Consider the following 22,256-nt stretch of genomic DNA (forward strand, 5'->3'; position numbering starts at 1 on the left):
TTTCCTTCTCTCGACGGCTCAGTTCAGTGATCGGATGAATTGATACGCAATTCCGACCCGGCTGTCGAGAGAGAACGCCAAACTGCCCGGGATTAGCTGCTCATCACCCCATGGTCATCGGATCTATTCGATGGCGTGCGTACGGCGTCGTCATCGCACACGCGTGTACCGATGCACGCCGTCCGCGCGGCCCACCTCCACCCGCCCCCGCAGCACGAGGACATCCAGATGCGCGGCCGTCTCATGGACCGCGAGCATCTGGTTGAAGGCGCTCAACTCCCCGAACGGCACTGCCCGGCGCGTCCATGCGAGCTTCCGCGCCACCGCGTGGGCGTCGAGCGTGTCCTCGCCCAGCGCGGCCAGACTCCCGGCCAGCCGGTCGTCGTGGTGGGCGAGCAGTTCGGCGACCCGGGTGTGGGTGGAGTCGGCGACCGGCCCGTGGGCGGGCAGCAGGCGGGCGTCGGCGTAGTGGGTCATCAGCCGCAGCGAGTCCAGGTAGTCGGCGAGCGGGTGGCCGCCTGCCTCTGCGAGTTCGAAGCCGATGGACGGGGTGATGTGCGGCAGGACGTGGTCCCCGGAGAACAGCAGCCCCCGCCGTTCGTCCAGGAAGACCACATGGCCCTTGGTGTGCCCGGGAGTGGGGACGACCCGCAGCTCGCGCTCGCCGAAGCGGAGGGCGCCGGGGTGCAGCCAGTGGTCGGGGGCCTCCCACACACTCGGGTCGTAGCCGCCGTGGTCCATCGCCTCGATACGGTCGGCGAGTTCCCCGGCGCCCGCAGCGCGCAGGGTCCGCAGCGAGCCGACGGGCTGGTCGCTGCGCAGCCGGTCGAGCATCTCCAGGCCGGGGCGCTCGCCCGCGCCGAGGTAGACGCGCGAGCCGAGCAGCCGACGCAGCTCCACCGCCTGGGTGTAGTGGTCGCGGTGGATGTGGGTGACCAGGATGTGGCTGATGTCGCCGAGGTCGCGGTCGATGGCGGCCAGACCCTCCTCGAGCGCCTTGCGCGCCTCGGGGATCGCCCAGCCGCCGTCGATCATGACGATGCCACCGTCGTCGGCCAGATCCTCCAGCAGGTAGACATTGACGGCGCGCAGACCGTCGCCGGGAAGCGGCAGCGGCACGCGGTGCACCCCGGGCCCTACGGTCCGGATTCCGGCCGCCGCCCAGGGAGCCTGGTCGAACCGCGCTGTCATGCTTCTCCTCGCCGGTCGGTCTCGCGGGCGCGCAGGTCGGTGGCCAGGTCCCTGGCGCCGCGCCGGTCGAGCTTGCCGACCTTCGTCTGGGGCAGCTCCTCGACGTCGTAGACGTACTCGGGCCACTTGGTCTTGGACAGCCCGACGCTCTCCAAGTGGCCGATCACCTCGGCCAGTTCAATTCTGGAACCGTCCTCGGCGACGACGAGCAGCGCCACGCGTTCGCCGAGGACATCGTCGGGGACCGGTACGACACAGGCCCTGGCCACGCGCGGGTGGCCGGCGACCGCGCGCTCCACCTCGGTGATGTCGATGTTGCGGCCGCCCCGGATGATGATGTCCTTCTCGCGGCCCATGACGCTGATGGTGCCGTCCTCGTGGGTCATCAGCAGATCGCCGGTGGGCAGATAGCCGTCCTCGGTCAGCGCGGGCGGATCGGTCCTGCCCTCGCGGGCGTACCCGAGGAAGAGGGAAGGGCCGCGGACCTGCGCCCGGCCGGTCACCCCGGGACCGGCCACCTGGCCGTCCGGGGTGAGCGCGCGCACGTCCGTGCCCGGGAAGGGGCGGCCGTCCCTGCCGAGCCGGATCTCCTCGGGGTCGTCGGGGCTCGGCGAGGTGTGGCCCAGGCACTCGGACATGCCGAAGACGCGGAGGATCCTGGTGCCCAGGGACCGCTCGGCCCGGGCCAGTGCGCCGCGGTCCATGGGCCCGCCGCCCACGGTGATCGACCGGACGCCCCGGAGGACGCCGGAGCCGGCCGCTTCGGCGCCCATCTGCAACGCCATGGTGGGGACGCACATGGTCCAGCGGACACCGGTGTCCGCCATCCGCCGCAGCGCGACCGCCCGGTCCCACTTACCCGTGAGGACGAGCGGCCCGCGCAGCAGGAGGGAGAGGTACACCCCGAAGCAGTACGCGGCGGTGGACGACAGCGGCACGATCGCGGCGACGGCGTCGCCCGGCGCCAGACCGTTGACGGCGATGGTGCTCGTGGCGGCGTACCGCAGGGACGGCTCGGACTGTACGACGCCCTTGGGCCGCCCGGTCGAGCCGGAGGTCAGGCCGATGAGGACGCCGTCCGACCACCGCGCCACCTCGCGCTGGTGGGGTGCGGACCGGCAGGTCCAGCCGTCGAGGACCGTCCGCGCCGGGCCGGGGAGCCGGGTGCCTACCGTCCACTCGTCCATCGCCGAGGGCTCGGCGACGACCGCGTCCGGGCGGATGTCCTCCCATGCGGCGGCGAACTCGGCGGGGGTGGTGTGCCGATTGACCACCGCCAGAACTCCGCCCCGCAGGCCCACGGCGAGGGTGGCGGCGATGGTGCGCCATGAGTTGTCGGCCTGGACCAGGACGGTGCCGACCGATCCGTCGCCCGCCGGTCCATCGCCCGGTCCTTCGGGCGTGTCGGGCGCGTCGGCGGTCAGCGCTTCGGCCAGCCGTACGGCCTCCTCGAGCAGTTCCCGGGCCGTATGGCTGCCGGTGTCGTCGATCACGGCGATGAAGTCGGCTTCGTCCGCCTGTTGCTGGAACTCCCGCACTACCTGTCGCATCTGGCCCCTCGTCGCACTGTGCCGAACGCCGCTTGCCCGGGCGGCCGGGAATCCTCAGGCGGTGAACATCTCCGCCTCGTGCCCCATGACCGCGATCCGGCGGCCCTTCATGTCGCCGACCTGGGCGACGGCATCGGCCCACTCGGGGCTGGCGAGGGCCTTGCTCAGGTCCTCGGGCGAGTCGAAGCCGAGTACGGAGATCCCGTCCCAGCCTTCGGAACGCGGCTCCAGGGCGGCGTCGATCTCGGTGTGGCGCCAGGAGCGCAGCCCGGGCAGGCGGCGGGTCAGCTCCGCGTGGTCGCCGCGCCACCACGTGATGAACCGCTCGTGTGTCCACTCCGGGGGCCTGGCCGCCAGCAGGACGAGGTTGTACATGACGGTGCTCTCCATGGGGTCGGGGGTCAGGTGAAGCGGATCTCGGACGAGCGCCCGATCAGCAGGCGGCGCAGCCGGCCTTCGTCGTTCACCCGCCCGGCGGCGACGAAGCTGGCCTCGGGGACTCCCGCACGGCGTACCTCGCCCAGGAAGAGCTCGTCCTGGCCGAGCGTGGCCGCCGACAGCAGATGGTGGGTGCGGGTGCCCTTCTCGCGCTGTTCGAGGTAGCCCACCAGGGCGGCGCGGTCCCCGGCGAAGTCGGTGGCGTTGCCGTCGCCGGTGGAGAACAGGATCGAGAGCGAGAAGTCGTCGCTGATCAGGTCGAGGATACGGGACGGGTCGTCGCCGTCGAGGATCTCGAACCACGCGGTGAGGAACGGGGCCGTGGCCGGGGCGTCCGTCATGCCCGGCTCCCGTCGCCCTGTCCGTCGTCCTGCCGGACCCAGTCGACCAGCTCGAAGGAGGTGGTGAAGAACGACTGGTAGCGCGCCATGAGTCCGGCGGGCGAGATCACCGCGGCGGAGAGGAAGGAGCCGGTGTACCGCCCGCGCTCCGTCACCACCCCATACACGGTCTCGACGTCGCCGTCCCGGCTGTGGCGCAGGATCTCATGCGCCCGGTCCACGGGGTTGCGGCCGGCGAGGTAGGTGGCGAAGTCCTCCCGGGACTCGCCGGTGACCTCCGTGCCCGGCAGGGCGATGAGGAAGCGGAAGTCGGGTTCGAGCAGATCCAGCGTCCGTTCCGGATGCGGGCTGTCCATACTGGCCATGTACGTGCGCAACGCCATGAGGCGCCCCCAGATCAACCTGAGTTCAGTTCAATTTCCGTCTGGATCGTAATCCCGGGGAAACACGGCTGACAAGAGTCCGTAGGGACCGAAACGGCCCCCGGCGCGAGGTCCGCCGGGGGCCGTGAGTGGCAGGGTCGCTCAGGGCGTCATGTGGCGACCATCCGCACGCACGCGCCCTCGATCAGTTCGCTGACCTCCGCCAGCGGCGTCGGCCCCGACGGCCGGTACCACCGCCAGACGCTGACGATCAGACCGAGCACGCTCGCGCCCAGCAACTGCGCGTCCCGGAGCGGGAACACCCCCATGGACATGCCCCGCACCAGCAGGTTCGTCCAGTCCCGCTCGACGAGCTGGACCAGCTTGCGGGCCTCGACGCGCTCGGCCTCCTCGCGCTTGGACTTGCGCGGGCCGGAGAGCAGGTCCATGTGGTTGTGGAGGATGCGCATCTGCAGGACCTCGTGGTCGGAGACCTCGTAGGCCGCGCGGACGGCCGCCCGGAGCGCCTCGGTCGGATCCTCGACGTCCTCGGTCGCCTCCGTGAACTTGTCGTGGGAGCGCTGGAGTTCGAGCCGCATGATGGTGAGCAGGCAGTGGGTCTTGGACTCGAAGTAGTGGTACAGAGCCGTCTGCCCGATGCCGACCCGCTCCGCCACGGTGGACCACTTGGTGGCCTCGAAGCTCGTCTCGCCGAAGCAGTCGACGGCGGCCGCCAGGATGGCGGCCCGCTTGGACCTCGGTCCCGCTTCCGGTTCAACGATTCTCGTCGCCATGCCTCGTCTCCTGGCTCGCCCACTTTGTCCGTACCAGAGAGTAGTCCCAAGCTGAACTCAGTTGCCAATCGCGCTCCCGACCCGATGGGTTCCCCGGGGCGCCGCGAGGAGTTCATGTGCTGGTGGCGGCGCGGTGGAAGTCGGGCGTCCGCTTGTCCAGGAAGGCGGCGACGCCCTCACGGCCCGTGGCGGAGGCGGCCGCGGCGGCGATCGCACGGGCCTCGCGGTCCAGGTGCGTACCGAGGTCGGCGGTCTGCCCGGTGGCGACGAGACGGCGGGTGGCGCCGAACGCGGCGGTGGGCCCGTCGCGCAGCGCCTGGGCCGTGCGCAGCGCCTCGTCGGCCAGCCGGTCGGCGGGGACGACCCGGCTCACCAGTCCGATGGCCTCGGCTTCCGCCGCCGCGATGCGACGGTTGGTCAGCAGTAGCTCCAGGGCCCGCTTGGGGCCGACGAGCCGGGGCAGGAACCAGCTCACTCCGGCGTCCGGCGAGTAGCCGATCCGGGTGTACGCGGCGGTGAACGAGGCGTTGTCGGCGCCCAGGGTCACATCGGCGGACGCGGCCAGGCCGATGCCCGCACCGGCCACGGCTCCCTGCACGGCGGCCACCACGGGCGCGTCGCCCGCGGCGAACGTGCGCAGGGCGTCGTGGAGCGCGCCGGTCACCGCGAGGAGGTGCCGCTCCAGTGGCTCTCCGGAGAGCCGGGAGAACTCCCCGAGGTCGCCGCCGACGCAGAAGGACGTCCCCTCGCCGGTCAGCAGCACGGCCCGGACGGACTCGGTGGCGCAGGTCCGCGCCGCGTCCCGCAGTCCGCGCGCCATGTCCAGGTCGATGGCGTTGCCCGCCGCGCCCCGGCGCAGGGTGACGCGGGCGAGGCCGTCGTCGATCTCGATGCCGACGCTCATCGCGCGGTCCATCCGCCGTCGACGGTCAGGACCTGGCCGGTGCAGTACGAGGAGGCGTCCGAGGCGAGGAACAGCAGCGCGCCGTCCAGTTCATGGGCCCCGCCGCCGCGCCGCAGCAGGGTGTTGCGCTCGACCCAGCGGCTGGAGCGCTCGTCGCCGAAGAGGTCCGCGGTCATCTCGGTGCGGAACCAGCCCGGGGCGAGCGCGTTGACACGGGTTCCGCTCGGGCCCCACTGCCCGGCCAGCTCCCGGGTCAGCCCGATCAGCCCGGCCTTGGACGCCGCGTAGCTCGCGCCGCCCAGCGGGGCGGCGGTGACCAGTCCGAGGATGGAGGACACGTTGATGACGCTGCGGGGCGGCGCGCCGTCCCGGGCGGGTGCCTCCGCCACCAGGCGTGCCAGGTGGAAGGGGGCGGTGAGGTTGACGCCGAGGACGTCGGCGAAGGCGTCCGGGGATTCGTCCTCGGCGCGGGTCTCGCCGGACGTGGCCGCGTTGTTGACCAGGATGTCGATGCGGCCGGTGGCGTCCAGGGCCGTACCGGCCAGCCGTGCGCGGTCCGCGGCGAGCGCGACGTCGCAGCCGACGGGGTGGATACGGGCGTCGGAATCGGCGAGTTCCTTCAGCTTATCGATCCGCCGGGCGGCGGCGAACACGGTGGCCCCGGCCTGTGCGAGGACGGTGGCGAAGCGTGCGCCGAGCCCCGAGGACGCCCCGGTGACCAGGGCCGTCCTGCCCTGGAGCGAGAACAGCTCGGCGGCGGGCCGGGGCGCGTCCCATGGCCCGGCCGTACCTCCACCCACGGCCGTCCCTCCGCCCGCGGTCATCCCTCCACCCCGATCGGCAGGGCGGTCGCGCCGCCGTCGAGGACCAGAGTCTGGCCGGTCATCCAGGAGGAGGCGTCGGTGGCCAGGAACAGCGCCGCGTGTGCCACGTCCTCGACCGTGCCGAGGCGGCGCAGTGGCAGCTTGGCGGTGAGGATCGGCTCACGGACCTCCCACACCGCCCGTGCCAGCTCCGTCTTGATCAGTCCGGGGGCGATGGCGTTGACGCGGGCGCGCGGCCCGAGTTCATAGGCGAGCTGACGGGTCATGTGCAGCATGGCGGCCTTGGTGGCGTTGTAGTAGCCGATGTGCGGATCGACGACGAGCCCGCCGACGGAGGCGATGTTGACCACCGCTCCCCCGTGCTCGGCCATCCACGCCTCCCAGGCGTACCGGGTCCAGGCGACCATGCCGTACTGGTTGACGCGGACGGTCTTCTCCGCGCGCGGCAGGTCCAGGTCGAGCAGGTCGCCGTGGTACGGGTTGGTCGCCGCGTTGTTGACGAGGACGTCCAGGCGGCCGAAGCGCGCCATGGTCTCCTCGACGCAGCCTCGCGCCTGCTCCGGTTCGCCGGCGTTCGCCACCACCGTGTGCACGTCGCCGTCGCCCTTGACGCGCAGCAACTCCTCGCGGGCCTCGGCGAGTCCGGCCGGTTTGCGGGCCGCGATCACCACATGCGCGCCGGCCGCCCGGTAGGCGGTGGCGATGCCGAGGCCGATGCCACGGGATCCGCCCGTGATGACGGCCACCTTGCCGTCGAGGCTGCCGGTGCTCACGCCGCTCCCGCCTTCGTGTCGGTCTTCTTCTTGTACGGCGCCAGTTCCTGGCGGGCCACCGTCCGCAGATGGACTTCGTCGGGGCCGTCGGCGATGCGCAGGGCCCGGGTGATGGCGTACAGCCGGGCCAGTACGGTGTCGTCGCTGACCCCCGCCGCGCCGTGCGCCTGCACCGCCCGGTCGACCACCTTGTGGGCGACCTCCAGGGCCGCCACCTTGATGGCGGCCACCTCCATGCGGGCGGCGGCGTTGCCGACGGTGTCCATCAGCCAGGCCGATTTGAGGACGAGGAGACGCACCTGCTCGATCTCGATGCGGCTGCGGGCGATCCACTCCCGGACCACTCCCCGGTCGGCGAGCGGCCCGCCGAATGCGGTGCGTTCGGTGACGCGCTCGCACATCAGCCGCAGCGCGCGCTCGGCGAAACCCACGGCGCGCATCGCGTAGTGCATCCGGCCGGGGCCGAGCCGTCCCTGGGCGAGCGCGAAGCCCTCGCCCTCGCCGCCGAGGATGTTCTCCACCGGTACGCGGACGTCCTCGAAGAGCACATCGCCGTGTCCGAGCCGGTCGGTGTAGCCGAACATGGGCAGGTCGCGCAGGACCGTGACGCCCGGGGTGTTCCGGGGGACGAGCAGCATGGACTGCTGCCGGTAGGTGGGCGCCTCCGGGTCGGTCTTGCCCATCAGGATGATCAGCTGGCAGTCGGGGTCGAGGATGCCGGAGGTGTACCACTTCCGGCCGTTGACCACGTAGGTGTCGCCGTCGCGGGTGATGCGGGTGCGGATGTTGCGGGCGTCGGAGCTGGCGACCTCCGGCTCGGTCATGGCGAAGCACGAGCGGATCCGGGCGTCGAGCAGCGGGCGCAGCCAGCGTTCCCGCTGCTCGGGGGTGCCGTACAGCGCGAGCAGCTCCATGTTGCCGGTGTCGGGGGCCGAGCAGTTGAACACCTCGGGGCCGATGATGGATTGGCCCGCCAGCTCGGCGAGCGGCGCGTATTCGAGGTTGCTGAGCCCCGCGCCCCAGTCGCCGTGCGCCATGAAGAGGTTCCACAGACCCTCGGCGCGGGCCTTCGCCTTCAGCTCGGCCATGATCGGCGGCAGGGCGTGCGGGTCGTCCCCCTCGGCCAGCTGCCGGTCGTACGTGGCTTCCGCGGGGAAGACGTACTCGTCCATGAACGACCGCATGCGGCCTTGGAGTTCACTCGCCCGTGGCGAGTATCCGAAATCCACGAGTGCTCCTGTTCGGTGGGGGCGTACCGCTGCCGGGTCAGCCGAGGATGTCGCGGGCGGTGCGGATCATCGCGGCGATGGTGGGCGGCAGGCGTTCCTGGTCCGGGTCGTGGTGTTTGCCCTCGCGGTGGCGGCGCAGGTTGTGGCCCATGATCGCGGCCATCTTCATGCGGCCGAGCGCCCGGAACCAGTCCATCGCGGGCAGCGCGGGCCCGCCGTCGCCGTAGGTGTCCAGCAGCTCCGCCTCGCCGGGCAGACCGGGCACCGCGTGGCCCAGCCGGGGGAAGTTGCGGTGGTCGGCGAAGAGCAGGAACCAGCCCAGGTCGATGCGGGGATCGCCGACGCTCCAGATCTCCCAGTCCACGACGGCCACCGCCCGCTCGCCCGCGCACAGCACATTGCCGAGCCGGAAGTCCCCGTGCAGCAGTACCGGAGGGAGGCCGCGTGGTACGCCATCGGCGAGACGTACCAGCAACTCCTCCCCGCCGGGCCGCAGTTCGGGGGGAACGGCACGCAGGGTGCGGCTCCATCGCGCCAGTTCGCCGGAGGGGTCGAGCGGTGCGGGCGCGTCCAGCCCGGGCGTGTGCACATCGGTGCGGTGCAGGCGTCGTAGTACGGACGCGATCTCCAGCATCCGGGCGCGGGCGGTCGCGGCGGGCACCTCGTGGTCGTCCAGCACCGGCTCGACGGCCTCGCCGTCCGCGAAGTCCATGGCGAACCACGCGGGTTGCGTCTCGTCGACGGCCACCACGCCCGGTACCGGCACCGCGGACCCGGCCAGCGCGCCCAGCACCCGTGCCTGGCGCAGCACATCGTTGCGCCCGACGGGCCGCTGCCCCGGTGGCACGGCCTTGACGACGTACCGGGTGTCCCCCGCCGCGACCTCGTACGTCAGCCCGGAGTGGCCGCCCGGCAGCACCTCCAACTCGCCGATGGCCGCGCCCGGGTGGTGGCGGGCGAGCCGGTCGCGGACCCGGGCGGCCAGCTCCGTTCCTTGCGTGGCCATGCTCATCGGACGGGCTCCTTGGGCAGGCCGAGGACGCGTTCGGCGAGGATGGTGCGCTGGATCTCGTCGGTGCCGCCCGCGATGCTGTAGCCGGGGGCGCCCAGCAGGTGCTCCGTCCAGGCGTAGGTGCCCCACTCCCCCGTGTCCGCCACCAGGCTCGGCCCCAGCAGCTCGGACACCAGGTCGCTGGTGCGCCGCATGGTCTCGGTGGCGTACAGCTTGCCGACCGACGCCTCCGCGCCGGGCTCACGCCCCGCGACGAGGGCGGCGGTCACCCGCAGTCCCATCAGCCGCTGGACGAGGGTGCGGATGTGGAGGTCGGCGGCGCGCTGCCGCTCGGCGCCGGTGAGGGGGCGCGACAGGTGCCCGGCCAGGTCCAGCGCCCGGTCGGCGTTGTCCAGGCCGAGGCCGCCGGAGTCGAGCCGCTCGGCGGCCAGCACGCTGAGTGTGACCCGCCAGCCCTCGCCGACCGGCCCGAGCCGGTCGGTGTCGGGCACCCGCACACCGTCGAGGTAGACCTCGTTGAAGCTGGTGCCACCGGTCATCTGCCGGATGGGCCGTACGGTGACGCCCGGCGCGTCCATGCGCACCAGGAAGACGGTGATTCCGGCGTGTTTGCGGACGTCGGGATCGGTGCGGCACACCGCCACGCCCCAGGTGGCGACGCGGGCGCCGGAGGTCCACACCTTGTGCCCGGTGAGCACCCAGCCGTCGCCGTCACGCACGGCCTTGGTGCGCACCGCGGCGAGGTCGGAGCCCGCCTCGGTCTCCGAGAACAGCTGGCAGGCCAGCTCGTCGGTGCGCAGCAGGGGCACCAGCCAGCGCCGCTTCTGCTCCTCGGTGCCCCACAGGCCGATCGCGGGGGCGACGAGCGCCTGTGTCACGGGGAAGATCTCGGGGCGGTGGGGTACGTCGAAGGCCGCCTCTTCGGCGCGGTAGAGCTGCTCGTAGTACGCGGGCAGCCCCCGTCCTCCGTACTCTCGGGGCCAGTTGAACGCGGACCAGCCCTGGTCGTAGCGGGTGCGTTCCCACTCCTGGACGCGGGCGGTGTGCTCGCGCTCCTGCTCCTCGGTCCAGTTGTCGAACACGGCGACGGAGTCGGAGCCGCTGCCCCACTCCCCGTCGGCGGCGCGGGGCCGGGCGACGCCGGCGAGCCACCGCCGGGCCCGGTCGCGGAACTCCTCGGGTTCCGGAATGCCGCTCATCTTCCCTGCCACCTCCTTTCAGCGGACGTTTCAACGGGACGTTTCAACGGGACAGGACCGTGCAGGCGCTCACGCCGGGGGCGCCGTACACATGCGTGAAGCCGACCCTGGGTCCGCCCGGGACCTGGTGTTCGCCGGCCCGTCCGCGCAACTGCTGGACGACCTCGTACACCTGGCGCAGACCCGAGGCGCCGATGGGTTCGCCGTTGGCGATGCAGCCGCCGTCGGTGTTGACCGGCAGGGTCCCGCCGATCCCGGTGGCACCGGAGGCGACGAGCCGCTCCTGCTCGCCGTCCTCGCAGAACCCGCACTCGGCCATGTGCATCACCTCGGCGCCGCTCTCGGTGTCCTGCAGCTGGCAGACGTCGACGTCACCGGGGCCGAGTCCCGCCTCCTCGAAGGCGGCGGCCGAGGCGTCACGGCTGACACTGGTCAGTTCGCCACCGGGGATCCACGGGCTGAACACCTCGAACGATCCGAAGCGCCGGGTGCGTACGACCGCCGAGCGCAGGGTGACCGGCGGGCCGTCCAGTGCGCGGGCGGCCTCGGGCGAGCAGAGGACCAGCGCCGCCGCGCCCGCTCCCGGGGAGCAGAACATATAGCGGGTCAGCGGATCGCTGACCATGCCGGAGTCCAGGACCTCCTGGGCGGACAGCGGCTTTCGGCGCCATGCCTCGGAGGTCAGAGCGCCGTTGCGGTACGCCTTCTCGGCCACCAGGGCGAGGGTCCGCGGGGTGATGCCGTGGTCGTGCATATAGCGCTGGATCTTCATGCCGAAGAACTGCGTGGTCACCATGAGCCCGTCGCTGCCGTACTCCGCTCCCAGGCCCCAGTCCTCGGGCTTCGGGTCGAAGGCGCCGCGCGGGTGTTTGTCGAAGCCGACGGCGAGGACGACGTCCGCCATGCCGGAGCGGATGGCGTTCACGGCGGAGACCAGCGCGCTGCCACCGGTGGCGCAGCCGTTCTTGACATTGACGAACGGCAGTCCGGTGAGGCCGAGTTGGGCCACCAGGGTGTCCGCGAGACCCGCGCTGTCGCTGCCGCCGAACGCGGCCCCCACCCGCGACCACGCGATCCCGGCGTCCGCCAGCGCCGCGTTCACGGCGGCAACGGCCAGCTGTCGGCCGGTGGCCTCCGACCACCGGCCGAACGGGGTGCGCCCCGCGCCGCAGATCAGGACCTCGGCGCCGCTCATGAGCGCTCCTCAGCGGGGGTGATGGGCCTGGCCCGGGGCACTCCGGGGCCCGCGGCCACGGAGAGGGGCATGCCGATGCGGATGTCGTCGAGGCTGTCGAGTTCGCCGAGGTCGAGGACGGCGGCCACGCGTACGTCCTCCGCCAGCTCGACGTAGCCGATGGCGAACGGCACGAAGCCTCCGGGCGGGGGCTCGTAGGGCGGTGACTTGGGGGCGTACCGCTGCACCGTCCAGGTCCACAGCGCCCCCGTGCCCGGGAGGGCCACCGGAGCGGTCGGCCCTCCACAGCGCGGGCAGGCGTCGTCCGCGGGGTAGACCGTCACCGGGCAGCCGGCGCAGCGCGCGCCCTGGAGCCCGGCGGCGGCCTGGCTCCGCGGATCGGTGGGCATCCGGATCAGCGCCCCTGCCACTTGGGTTCGCGCTTCTCCAGGAAGGCCGACACGCCCTCGTTCGCGTCCTCGGAGTTGAGCGCGACGCCCACCGCGAGGTGCTCCATCACCATCAGCGACTGGGTGTCGGCGTCCAGGCTGCGGTCGATCGTCATCTTCGTGAGCCACATGGTGAAGGGGCTCTTGTCGGTGAGGTGTCCGATGAACTCCTCGACCGTGGCGTCCAGTTCGTCCGCCGGGGCCGACTTGTTGATCAGCCCGAACTCGGCGGCCTCGACGCCGGAGAGGAGCTTGCCGGTGAGCATCAGCTCCTTGGTCTTGCGGATGCCGATCATGCGCGGCACCCGGTAGATCGGACCGGCCCCGCCGAACAGCGCACGGCGGATGTGGAAGTCGCCGATCTTCGCGTCGTCGGCGGAGATGGCGAAGTCGCAGGAGATCATGATCTCGAAGCCACCGGCGGTGACGTGGCCCTCCAGGACCGCGACCGAGGGGGTCTTCATCGAGTACAGCCGGTCGCACACCTTCGCGGACTTCACCGCGACGTCGATCGCGTTGGACTTGCCCACGTAGTCGGCCTTCAGGCTGTCGAGGTCGAAGCCCGAGCAGAAGGTGCCGCCACGGCCGCGCACCACCAGGACCCGCAGGTCGGGGTCCTCGTCCACCTCGGTGATGATCTCGTCGAGCCGGTCCAGGATCGGCACGGTGACGCAGTTCTTCTTCCACGGACGGTTGAGCCACACCCGGGCGACGTGACCGTCGCGCTCGAACTGGATCTCGTCTTCCACTGCCATCCCTCGCCCCTTCGAAACTGAACTGAATTCACTACAACTCTGGAAGCCCGAGTACCTGCCTGTCAACCCCCTGATCGAGCCAATCGAATCCGATTCAGGCCCCGCACCCGCACCCGCGACCTGAGTGAGTCGGCCGGGCCCCGTTCAGCCGGCGCCGTGGGTGGCGAGGCCGACGAGTTCGGCGAGCCGGGCCCGGTGCCGGTCCGCCGTGCCGAACAGCACCTCGGCACCGCGCGCCCGGCGTACGTACAGATGGGCCGGGTGCTCCCAGGTGAAGCCGATACCGCCGTGCAGCTGGACATACTCGGCCGTCGCCAGGCGGAAGGTCTCGGAGCAGACCACGGCGGCGGCACAGGCGGCCACCGGCGATTGCGGCGAGCCGACGGCGGCACAGGCGGTCGCGTACGCGGACGCCGAGCGCGCCGCCTCCAGCGCCACCAGCACATCGGCCAGCCGGTGCTTGACGGCCTGGAAGGACCCGATGGGGCGGCCGAACTGGTGGCGCTGCGCCACGAACCCGACCGTGGCGTCCAGCGCGTGGCCGCTGCCGCCGACCTGCTCGGCCGCCAGCGCGGCCCGTCCGGTGTCCAACGTCGCCGAAACCGTGCCCTCGGTCCCCTCCGCCGTCCCCACGGCGGTGGCCGGGGCGCCCCGGAACTCCACCAGCGCCTGGCGCCGCGTCTCGTCCAGGACGCGGCGCGGAGTCCGCCGGCAGGTGCCGGGGGCGGGCTCACAGGCGAAGAGCCGAGGTCCGGCGGGTGTTCCGGCCCGCACCAGGATCAGATCCGCCCCGGCCCCGTCGAGGACGAAGTCCGCCCGCCCGCGCAGCACCCAGCCGCCACCTCCTCGTTCCGCGGCGACACCGGGCTCGTCGGCTTCGAATCCGGCCACGGTGGCGGTGAGCGTGCCGTCGGCGATCCGGGGCAGATAGCGCTCGCATGCCGTACGGTCACCGCTGAGCAGCAGGGCGTGGGCGGCCAGGACCACGGTGGGCAGCAGCGGCGCGCAGTACAGGGCGCGCCCGGCTTCCTCCAGGGCCACGGCCAGTTCGGCGAAGGTGAAGCCCGACCCGCCGTACTCCTCCGGGACGGCCAGCCCATGGACCCCGATCTCGCCCGCGAGCCGCGCCCAGAGCGCCTCGTCGTATCCGCGTGGGGTGGCCAGGTGTTCGCGTACGTCCTCGACACCACTCGCCTCGGCGTAGAGGTCGCGCAGGACGGTGCGCAGCTGTCGCTGTTCGTCCGTTTCGGACAGCAACTGGGGGTCGATCTCGGGGCGGCGACGGTGCATGGGATCTCCATCGTGCTCGTTACGACAGGCGAAGAATGAAAGAACTGAACTCAATTCAAGACCGTAGGCAGCGAAACTCCGGGTGAGCAAGACCCGCACCGCGGCCGCTCAGGACACCCGCTCAGGCGGTGAACCGGCCGCCGTTGGCGAGCAGCACCGCGCCGACCAGGTTCGCCGCGGCATCGCTCACGAGAAAGAGGGCGATCTCGGATATCTCCTCGGGGCCGCGTACGGGCGCACCCGCGGATCGCGGAAGCCCGCCCGCAGAGCCTCGGGGGTACGGGCCGCCATCCCCGTCTCCGTGGGCCCCGGCGCCACCACGTTCACCCGGATCCCGGAGGCGATGACCTCCTTGGCCACGGCCTGGGCCAGCGCGTGCACACCCGCGCGGACATCTTCGTGCGCCATACCGAGTCCCTTCACTTGCCCAGACCACCTATTGAACCGACTTCACCTCTGTTACCGTGGCCTTCGCGGCGCTGACAAGACCCGGGACGGTGAAGATGAGGGCACTGCGGCTGACGGCCTGGGGCGAGGCACCGGCACCGGTCGAGGTCGAGCGGCCCGTCCCGCACGGCGCCGAGGTGCTGGTGGAGGTCGAGGCCGCCGGGCTGTGCCGTTCCGATCTGCATGTGATCGACGGTGCTCCGGGGGCGCTCCCCTACCGGCTCCCGTTCACCCTCGGCCATGAGGTCGCGGGGCGGGTCACCGCCCTGGGGCCCGGCGCCGACGGGGTGGGGATCGGCGAACGCGTGGTGGTCTACGGGCCGTGGGGCTGTGGCTCCTGCGCACGGTGCGCCGCGGGCTCCGACAACTACTGCGACCGGCGGGACACCCTCGCCTGGCACGGGGCGGGACTGGGCCGGGACGGCGGAATGGCCGAGTATCTGCTCGTCGCCTCCGCCCGCCATCTGGTGCCGATCGCCGACCTGCCCGCCGACCAGGCCGCCCCGCTCTCCGACGCGGGCCTGACCTCCTACCACGCCGTGGCCGGGCTGCGACACGCACTCGGCGAGGGCACCACCGCCGTCGTCATCGGAGTCGGCGGGCTCGGCCACCTGGCCGTCCAGATCCTCCGCGCCACCACCGCGAGCCGTGTACTGGCGGTCGACGTCCGGGAGGACGCCCTGGCCCTCGCGGACCGTTCCGGCGCGGACTTCGGCACCCTGATGCGGCCGGACACCGGCCGCGTGCTGCGGGCGCGAAGCGGTGACGTGGGAGCGGACGCCGTGCTGGACTTCGTCGGCACCGCGCAGACGCTGGAACTCGCGGTCGGCGTCCTGCGTCCCGGTGGCGAACTCGCCGTCGTCGGAAGCGGCGGCGGCAACCTGACGGTGTCCAAGCCGGGCGTCCTCCCCGCCGGCTTCCGGCTCTCCCTGCCCTTCTGGGGCACCCGCCACGAATTGGCCGAGGTCGTCGCGCTGGCACGTTCGGGAGCCCTCCGCGTCGAGACGGAACGCTTTCCGCTGTCCGCCGCTCCGGAGGCGATCGACCGGCTTCGCCGGGGCGGGGCCAGCGGCCGGACCGTGCTCGTACCGGACTGATCACAGGCGCGGTGGCCCGGGGACCCGGGCCGATGGATGGCTCACGGACGGCCCACAAACGGCTTATGGACGGCTCACGGACGGCCCAAAAGCGGCTTATGGATGGCTCACGGACGGCTCATCGATGGCTCATCGATACGGAAGGGAAGTCGGCATGCGCTTCGATGGAAAGGTCGCGATCGTCACCGGCGGCGCCCGGGGCATGGGTGCCGCGCATGTACGGGGACTGGTCGCGGAAGGGGCCCGGGTCGCCGTCTGCGACATCCTGGACGAGGAGGGAGCGGCCCTGGCCGATGAGCTCCCCCGCGCCCGGTACCACCACCTCGACGTCACCGACGAAGCGCGGTGGCAGTCGGTGGTCCGCGCGGTCGAGGACACCTTCGGCCCGGTGGACGTCCTGGTCAACAACGCGGGCATCATGCACTTCGGCGGTGTGGAGGAGCAGTCGCCCGAGCACTTCCGCCGGATCCTCGACGTCAACCTGGTGGGCGCCTTCCTCGGCATGCACACCGTTCTCCCCGGTATGCGCGAGCGCGGCGGCGGTGCCGTCGTCAACGTCTCCTCGGCCGCCGGTATGACCGGTTTCGCCGGTGGCATCGGCTATGTGGCGAGCAAGTGGGGGGTGCGCGGGATGACCAAGGCCGCCGCACTGGACATGGCGGGCAGCGGGGTGCGCATCAATTCCGTACACCCCGGAGTCATCCGTACGCCCATGGGTGAGAGCGCCTCACCCGAACTCTTCGCCCAGCAGCCGGTGGCGCGCATCGGGGAGCCGGAGGAGGTCACCCGCATGGTGCTCTTCCTGGCCGGCGACGATGCCTCCTACACCACGGGCGGGGAGTTCCTCGTCGACGGCGGCCAGACCATCGGCCACGGTGGCCACCCGGAGGTGGCGGCGGACTGACGTCCGTCGGTGGCCGGTGGTCGCCACGCCCGACACCTCTTACACGTCCTTGCGGACGGTGAGCAGGGAACCGATCCCGATCACACAGACCAGCATGACGAAGAACGCCGGGGAGAGCAGATTCCCGGTCCGGTCGACCAGGAAGGCCGCGATGTACGGGGCCGTACCGCCCGCGAGGACGGTGCCGACGTTGTACCCGATCGCCATACCGGTGTAGCGGACCCGGCGTTCGAACAGATGCGGCCACAAGCTGGCCGCCGGGACCTGTACGAACGCACTTCCCAGCATCAGGATCGCATAGGCCAGACCGGCCAGGGCCAGGCTGTGCCGGCCCATGAGCATCATCGCGGGGTAGGCGGTCACCAGAAAGGCCAGCAGCCCGCCCATCAGGACGCGACGGCAGCCGAACCGGGCGGAGAGTCGACCGGCCGGCACCATGAGCAGCACGGTGAAGAGCACGACACCCGCGCTCAGCCAGTACACCTGCGTGGTGTCGTATCCCAGGTTGGTGGTCAGGTAGATGCCGATGTACGTCAGTCCGAGGAAGATGGCGCCGCCCTGGGCCATGGCCAGGCCGACGGACTGCAGCAGCGCCGTGCGGTGGGTGGACAGGACCTCCCGGATCGGCGCCGCGGGGATGTCGGCGCGCCGTGCGGCCTCCTTGAACTCCGGGGTGTCCTCGATCCGCAGCCGGGCCCACAGACACAGGATCGTGAGCGGCACGGCCATCAGGAAGGGCAGCCGCCAGCCCCAGTCGGCCATCTGATCCTTGGTGGTCAGGGCGGAGATCGCCCCGGCCGTCGCCGCCGCGAACATGAACCCGAGGTTGGACCCGATGGGCGTGACGGCGCCGAGGAAGGCCCTGCGCCGGGGCGGCGCCGACTCGTAGATGTAGGTGTAGGCGCCGACCGACTCGCCGCCCGAGGAGATGCCCTGCACCACCCGGATCAGGAACAGCAGCACCGCGGCGACCACACCGATCTGGCTGTAGGTCGGCAACAGCCCCGTGACGCTGCTGGCCACCCCCATGCACAGCACCGAGGAGACCAGCGCCTTGCGACGCCCCCATCGGTCGCCGATCCAGCCGAAGAAGACACCGCCGATCGGCCGCACGACCAGGCCGCTGGCGAACACCGCGAGCGCCGCCAACGTCGAGGCCGTCGGATCGTCGCCCGGGAAGAACTGCGGGGCGATGGCCACGGCGAGATAGCCGTAGATACTGAAGTCGTAGTACTCGATCAGGGTGCCGATGCTCCCGGCGAGCATCGCGCGGCGCACCGTACGTGGATCGTGCGACGCCGACCCCTCCCCCGGAGGGGCGGGCTGCTGTGTGGTGCTCATGATCCGGCTCCCTTTCCCACGGCACGGTCCGGTACCCTGCCGACGCCCGGGACGGTACAGAACTGAACTCAGTACAGCTAGCCGTCGAACAGGGTTTTCTCAGTGCGCACGGCAGAGGCCATGGTCATGGGTTGAGGATCTGAATTCGATTCGGTTTACTCATACCAGGCGGAGCGCCAGGTCGCCGTACTGGTCGGCAGCAGCGAGTTCGGGAGTGCGACGTGCCCATCGGGTTCGAGATCGAGGAAAGAGTCGCGGAGATCGCGCGGCGCACCACCGAGTTCGTACGGGACGTGGTGATACCCGAGGAACAGGCGTGTGACGGCGATGTCCATGCCGGGCCGGAGCCACTGCGCCGCCGGCTTCAGGACGCGGCCCGCGAGGCGGGGGTGTTCGCCCCGCATGTGGACGCCGCATGGGGCGGACTCGGACTGGACCTGCGCGGCCAGGCCGTGGTCTTCGAGGCGGCCGGGTACTCGCTGCTGGGGCCGCTCGCGCTCAACTGCGCGGCTCCCGACGAGGGCAATACGCACCTGCTCGAGGTGGTGGCCACGAAGGAGCAGAAGGAGCGGTATCTGCGCCCGCTGGCGGCCGGTGAGACGCGGTCGTGTTTCGCGATGACCGAGCCGGCGCCGGGCGCCGGCTCCGACCCGCGTGCGCTCATGACGACCGCGACGAGGATCGACGGCGGCTGGCGGATCGACGGCCGCAAGTGGTTCATCAGCGGCGCCGACGGGGCGGCCTTCGCCATCTGCATGGCCCGCACCAGCGGCGGCCCCGGCGACCCTGGCGGCGCGACGATGTTCCTCATCGCCGCCGACAACCCCGGCATGAAGATCGTCCGGAATATCGACACTCTGGACCGGGGCCTCTTCGGCGGCCACAGCGAAATCGCCTTCGAAGGCTGCGAGGTCGGGGACGAGGCCGTACTGGGCGAGGTGGACCAGGGCTTCGCGTACGCCCAGGTGCGTCTGGGCCCCGCGCGCATGACCCACTGCATGCGCTGGCTCGGAGTGGCCCGGCGGGCGCAGGACATCGCCCTGGAGCGGGCGGCGGACCGTTCGGCCTTCGGCAAGCCGCTGGCCGAACTGGGCATGGTGCAGCAGATGCTGGCCGACTCCGAGATCGACATCGAGACCAGCCGGGCGGTGCTGTGGCGAGCCTGCTGGGAGCTTGACCAGGGCCGCCCGGCCGCCCAGCACACCTCCATCGCCAAGACCTACGTCTCCGAGGCGGTGCACCGGGTGGTCGACCGGGCCGTCCAGATATGCGGTGCGCTCGGCATCTCGGGGGACGCCCCGCTGTCGCGGCTGTACCGGGAGGTGCGTCCGTTCCGTATCTACGACGGCCCTTCCGAGACCCATCGCTGGGCCATCGCCAAGCGCGCGGTGCGGGCGGCGCGGGAGCGGAGGGACACGCACCACGCGGCGGAGCCGCTGCGATGACCGCTGACACGCAAGACCAAGGAGAGCCCGTGCGAGACCGACTGTCCGGCCAGATCGCCCTGGTCACCGGCGCGACGGGCGGCATAGGAACCGCCGTCTCACGGCGGCTGGCCGCCGAGGGCGCCACGGTGGTGGTGACCGACGTGGACGCCACCCGCTGCGACCACCTGGCGCGGGAGCTGACGGCCGACGGAGCACGGGCGCTGGGCCTGGCGCTGGACGTGAGCGACGAGGAGGCGTGGCGCGGCGTGGTCGAGCGCGTGGTCTCCGCGCTGGGCGGCCTGTCCGTGCTCGTCAACAACGCGGGAATCGCCGAAATGCGCACCGTGGAGACCGAGACCCAGGAGTCATGGGAGAAGGTCATCGCGGTGACCCAGGGCGGTGTCTGGCTGGGCATGAAGCACGGTGGACCCGCCATCGAGCGCTCCGGCGGCGGTTCGATCGTCAACATCGCGTCGATCTTCGGCACGGTGGGCGGCTTCGGCAGCCAGTTCTCGTACCACGCGGCGAAGGGCGCGGTCCGGCTGATGACGAAGAACGCCGCGCTGCACTGGGCCACGCGCGGCGTCCGCGTCAATTCGATCCACCCCGGTTTCATCGAGACCCCGCTCTCGCGCGAACTGTGGCAGGGCACCCCGCGTCACACCGCGATGGTCGAGGGCACCCCCATGGGGCGGCTCGGCAGTCCGGAAGAGGTGGCGGGGGCCGTCGCGTTCCTCGCGTCCCAGGACGCGAGCTTCGTGACCGGCTCCGAGCTGTACGTGGACGGCGGCTGGACGGCGCGCTGACGGGACGCTGACGACGGGACACCAGCCGTCGTGGCGGACGGGCGTCGTGACGGACGGGCCAGGTGCCGGGCCGGCGCCCGCTCAGTCCGTCGCGTGTGACGCGGTCGCGGTGGCGGTGTCCGCGGCGGGCAGCGGTTCGCCGTCCCCGCGCAGCACGCGGGCCGGTCGTCGATGCGGACACCCCCAGCGTCTCCTGATGAGGTTTTCAGCGGTAGTGGGCCGCCAGTTCCGCGATGGAGGTGAAGGTCTGTGTTCCGCCCGCGCCGCCGATGACGCGGACCCCGTCACCGGTCGTGGTGTCGAAGTCGAAGACGTAGGTCTTGTTGGTGCCGGCGGCCGAGGAGGTCGGGTAGGACGGTGTCACGCGCTGGCCGGTGACGTCGGTCCAGGTGCCGTCGCGGCGGACCTGGATCTTGGGCGGGCTGCTGAACCAGCCGCCGTCGCCGAACATGGTCCCGGTGGTGTAGACCACCTGGTTGAGGCGGTACGTACGTGGCCAGGTGTAGCCCCACCAGCTGGTCGGCTTGCGTTCGTCGTTCCAGTCGTCCTCGTTCTGGGCCGTGTCGCCGTCGTTGTAGATCGCGCGGCCGAAGTGGGTGGCGCGTTCGATGGGCACGGTGCCGGGTTCGCGGGCGAGGTTGCGGGAGGCGTCCGGGGTGTTGTCCGGGGTGGTGGGGACCGAGGGGGTGAGGGACATCTTGCGCAGTGAGAAGGTGTACGCCCAGAAGTCGCCGGCCGGGTAACCGCCGCCGCAGGGGCAGACGTTGGACTGCAACCACATCGACTTGCCGTCCGCGCTGATGTACTTCGACGGGATGGTGGTGGCGTAGCCACCGTGCTTGGTGTGGGTCCAGGGGTAGCCGCCGAAGTCCTTGGGGGTGAAGTGCTTCCACGGGCCCCACGGCGTGGGCGCCTCGTAGAACTCGTAGGTGTACTCCGTCCAGGACGTGTAGATGTAGCGCTTCAGTGCCTTGTTGTAGACCACGCCGCCCTGGCTGATCACGCTGAGGTCCTTGACCCGGCCCGCGGTTCCCACGTTCTGGTAGACGCGGTGGTCGTCGTGGAGGACCGACACCCGTTGGTCGATGCTGGAGGACCACCGCGGGGCGCCGCCGCTGTCACCGGCGTAGAACTGCCAGGTGGAGCGGTCCATGATGGACGTGGCGGGCACCCGGGCCAGGTAGAGGTCGGTGGGGTCCGGGTCGGGGTCGAAGGTGTCGCGCCAGTTGTAGTCCAGGCCGTAGGCGTAGACGTATCCGTCCGGGCTGTTGGCGTTGTCCTTGCCGTAGTCCAGGAACATGACCGTGGTGAACTTCTGGTCCGAGAACATCGGCTTGGCCTTGTCCGATGTCCAGGTGGCGCCCTTGTCGGTGGACTTCACGATCGTCGCGCTGGGCGCGTTGTCCAGCGTGCCCTTCTTGAGGTCCTGCACGGCGAGATACAGGTCGCCGTTCACACAGACCATGCCGGTCGGCTTGCGGTAGTAGTCCTGGGGGGCGCCCCAGACCCGGCCGACGCCGTCGCCCGACGCCCGCTGGGCGCCCGCCAGGTTGCCGGGTGTGCCGCTGATCCGGGCCACGCCGATGTCCTGCCAGGTGTCGCCGAAGCCCACGCCGTCGCCATACGCGGCGTAGACGTTGTCGTCGTTCGACCAGCACGACGGCCACAGGTCGCCGTGCTCCTTGTTGTCGCCGATCGCGGGGGCGCCGATGGTGGCGCCGGGGGCGATGTCCACGGTGGAGAAGTAGTCGCTCTCCGGGGCGTTCGCTGCCGTGGCGGAGGTGGCGGCCGTGGCGGATTCGCGCCCGGTGTCATGGGCCCGGCCGGTGGTGCCTGTGCTGTCCGCCTGGACGGCGGGGACGGTCGCCATCGTCACGACGGCCAGCCCGGCCGCCAGGGTGATCAGGACTCTGGATCGTCGCACGGTGTGCTCCTCACGGGTGTCGGTG

At 71.5% G+C, this 22,256-nt stretch carries 23 protein-coding genes; 4 read left to right on the forward strand and 19 right to left on the reverse strand.

Annotated features, from left to right (window positions below):
- Positions 1 to 150 precede the first annotated feature (150 nt).
- The 17 genes from IEJ02_RS32340 to IEJ02_RS32420 all read right to left on the reverse strand — a co-directional run bounded on the left by IEJ02_RS32340 (position 151) and on the right by IEJ02_RS32420 (position 14,693).
- Positions 151 to 1,191, reverse strand: coding sequence for an MBL fold metallo-hydrolase (locus IEJ02_RS32340; RefSeq protein ID WP_191068077.1), 1,041 nt, complete (start codon positions 1,189 to 1,191; stop codon positions 151 to 153).
- On the reverse strand, positions 1,188 to 2,741 hold the full coding sequence (locus tag IEJ02_RS32345; RefSeq protein WP_191068078.1) for a class I adenylate-forming enzyme family protein: 1,554 nt from the start codon (positions 2,739 to 2,741) through the stop codon (positions 1,188 to 1,190). The genes IEJ02_RS32340 and IEJ02_RS32345 overlap by 4 nt, the downstream gene beginning before the upstream one ends.
- A gap of 54 nt (positions 2,742 to 2,795) precedes the next feature.
- Positions 2,796 to 3,116 (reverse strand): EthD family reductase, encoded by a 321-nt coding sequence (locus tag IEJ02_RS32350; protein ID WP_191068119.1) that lies wholly within the window; start codon positions 3,114 to 3,116, stop codon positions 2,796 to 2,798.
- Between the two features lie 26 nt (positions 3,117 to 3,142).
- Positions 3,143 to 3,520 (reverse strand): nuclear transport factor 2 family protein, encoded by a 378-nt coding sequence (locus tag IEJ02_RS32355; RefSeq protein WP_137981163.1) that lies wholly within the window; start codon positions 3,518 to 3,520, stop codon positions 3,143 to 3,145.
- Positions 3,517 to 3,903 (reverse strand): nuclear transport factor 2 family protein, encoded by a 387-nt coding sequence (locus IEJ02_RS32360; protein WP_191068079.1) that lies wholly within the window; start codon positions 3,901 to 3,903, stop codon positions 3,517 to 3,519. The genes IEJ02_RS32355 and IEJ02_RS32360 overlap by 4 nt, the downstream gene beginning before the upstream one ends.
- A gap of 149 nt (positions 3,904 to 4,052) precedes the next feature.
- Positions 4,053 to 4,676, reverse strand: a complete 624-nt coding sequence (locus tag IEJ02_RS32365; protein WP_137981161.1) for a TetR/AcrR family transcriptional regulator — start codon at positions 4,674 to 4,676, stop codon at positions 4,053 to 4,055.
- Between the two features lie 112 nt (positions 4,677 to 4,788).
- Positions 4,789 to 5,580: an enoyl-CoA hydratase/isomerase family protein gene (locus IEJ02_RS32370; RefSeq protein ID WP_191068080.1), complete on the reverse strand. Its 792-nt coding sequence runs from the start codon at positions 5,578 to 5,580 to the stop codon at positions 4,789 to 4,791.
- Entirely contained in the window at positions 5,577 to 6,380 is an 804-nt protein-coding gene (locus IEJ02_RS32375) for an SDR family NAD(P)-dependent oxidoreductase (RefSeq protein WP_317985978.1), read from the reverse strand. Before IEJ02_RS32375 ends, IEJ02_RS32370 begins: the two co-directional genes overlap by 4 nt.
- Positions 6,381 to 6,400: 20 nt before the next feature.
- The gene (locus IEJ02_RS32380) at positions 6,401 to 7,177 is read right to left on the reverse strand and encodes an SDR family oxidoreductase (RefSeq protein WP_191068081.1); all 777 of its coding nucleotides are present in this window, start codon (positions 7,175 to 7,177) and stop codon (positions 6,401 to 6,403) included.
- Entirely contained in the window at positions 7,174 to 8,406 is a 1,233-nt protein-coding gene (locus IEJ02_RS32385) for an acyl-CoA dehydrogenase family protein (protein ID WP_191068082.1), read from the reverse strand. The genes IEJ02_RS32380 and IEJ02_RS32385 overlap by 4 nt, the downstream gene beginning before the upstream one ends.
- A gap of 37 nt (positions 8,407 to 8,443) precedes the next feature.
- On the reverse strand, positions 8,444 to 9,418 hold the full coding sequence (locus IEJ02_RS32390) for a phosphotransferase family protein (protein ID WP_191068083.1): 975 nt from the start codon (positions 9,416 to 9,418) through the stop codon (positions 8,444 to 8,446).
- Positions 9,415 to 10,617: an acyl-CoA dehydrogenase family protein gene (locus IEJ02_RS32395; protein WP_191068084.1), complete on the reverse strand. Its 1,203-nt coding sequence runs from the start codon at positions 10,615 to 10,617 to the stop codon at positions 9,415 to 9,417. Before IEJ02_RS32395 ends, IEJ02_RS32390 begins: the two co-directional genes overlap by 4 nt.
- A gap of 43 nt (positions 10,618 to 10,660) precedes the next feature.
- Positions 10,661 to 11,812 carry a thiolase family protein gene (locus IEJ02_RS32400; RefSeq protein ID WP_191068085.1) on the reverse strand — a complete coding sequence of 384 codons (1,152 nt, stop codon included), beginning with the start codon at positions 11,810 to 11,812 and terminating at the stop codon, positions 10,661 to 10,663.
- Positions 11,809 to 12,222, reverse strand: a complete 414-nt coding sequence (locus IEJ02_RS32405; protein WP_370467164.1) for a Zn-ribbon domain-containing OB-fold protein — start codon at positions 12,220 to 12,222, stop codon at positions 11,809 to 11,811. The genes IEJ02_RS32400 and IEJ02_RS32405 overlap by 4 nt, the downstream gene beginning before the upstream one ends.
- Entirely contained in the window at positions 12,207 to 12,995 is a 789-nt protein-coding gene (locus IEJ02_RS32410) for an enoyl-CoA hydratase/isomerase family protein (RefSeq protein ID WP_137981156.1), read from the reverse strand. Before IEJ02_RS32410 ends, IEJ02_RS32405 begins: the two co-directional genes overlap by 16 nt.
- Before the next feature lie 144 nt (positions 12,996 to 13,139).
- Positions 13,140 to 14,285 (reverse strand): acyl-CoA dehydrogenase family protein, encoded by a 1,146-nt coding sequence (locus tag IEJ02_RS32415; protein ID WP_191068086.1) that lies wholly within the window; start codon positions 14,283 to 14,285, stop codon positions 13,140 to 13,142.
- Positions 14,286 to 14,471: 186 nt separating this feature from the next.
- On the reverse strand, positions 14,472 to 14,693 hold the full coding sequence (locus tag IEJ02_RS32420) for an SDR family oxidoreductase (RefSeq protein WP_223864838.1): 222 nt from the start codon (positions 14,691 to 14,693) through the stop codon (positions 14,472 to 14,474).
- A 95-nt stretch (positions 14,694 to 14,788) separates the two neighbouring features.
- Here IEJ02_RS32420 and IEJ02_RS32425 point away from each other — a divergent pair, with 95 nt between their 5' ends.
- Positions 14,789 to 15,829, forward strand: a complete 1,041-nt coding sequence (locus IEJ02_RS32425) for an NAD(P)-dependent alcohol dehydrogenase (protein WP_191068122.1) — start codon at positions 14,789 to 14,791, stop codon at positions 15,827 to 15,829.
- Positions 15,830 to 15,983: 154 nt separating this feature from the next.
- The gene (locus IEJ02_RS32430; RefSeq protein ID WP_191068087.1) at positions 15,984 to 16,733 is read left to right on the forward strand and encodes a glucose 1-dehydrogenase; all 750 of its coding nucleotides are present in this window, start codon (positions 15,984 to 15,986) and stop codon (positions 16,731 to 16,733) included.
- Positions 16,734 to 16,772: 39 nt separating this feature from the next.
- Here the strand turns inward: IEJ02_RS32430 and IEJ02_RS32435 are convergent, their stop codons facing one another.
- The gene (locus IEJ02_RS32435) at positions 16,773 to 18,074 is read right to left on the reverse strand and encodes an MFS transporter (RefSeq protein WP_191068088.1); all 1,302 of its coding nucleotides are present in this window, start codon (positions 18,072 to 18,074) and stop codon (positions 16,773 to 16,775) included.
- A 221-nt stretch (positions 18,075 to 18,295) separates the two neighbouring features.
- Between IEJ02_RS32435 and IEJ02_RS32440 the strand changes: the two genes are divergently transcribed.
- Both IEJ02_RS32440 and IEJ02_RS32445 read left to right on the forward strand, forming a co-directional pair.
- Positions 18,296 to 19,519 carry an acyl-CoA dehydrogenase family protein gene (locus IEJ02_RS32440; protein WP_191068089.1) on the forward strand — a complete coding sequence of 408 codons (1,224 nt, stop codon included), beginning with the start codon at positions 18,296 to 18,298 and terminating at the stop codon, positions 19,517 to 19,519.
- Between the two features lie 29 nt (positions 19,520 to 19,548).
- A complete protein-coding gene (locus IEJ02_RS32445; RefSeq protein ID WP_191068090.1) occupies positions 19,549 to 20,307 on the forward strand; it encodes an SDR family NAD(P)-dependent oxidoreductase in 759 nt (252 codons plus the stop codon).
- Between the two features lie 205 nt (positions 20,308 to 20,512).
- Here the strand turns inward: IEJ02_RS32445 and IEJ02_RS32450 are convergent, their stop codons facing one another.
- Positions 20,513 to 22,231, reverse strand: a complete 1,719-nt coding sequence (locus tag IEJ02_RS32450; protein WP_191068091.1) for a glycoside hydrolase family 183 protein — start codon at positions 22,229 to 22,231, stop codon at positions 20,513 to 20,515.
- Between the last annotated feature and the right edge of the window lie 25 nt (positions 22,232 to 22,256).

The sequence above is a fragment of the Streptomyces sp. 5-10 genome (genome assembly GCF_014712245.1).
Taxonomy (GTDB): domain Bacteria; phylum Actinomycetota; class Actinomycetes; order Streptomycetales; family Streptomycetaceae; genus Streptomyces; species Streptomyces violaceusniger.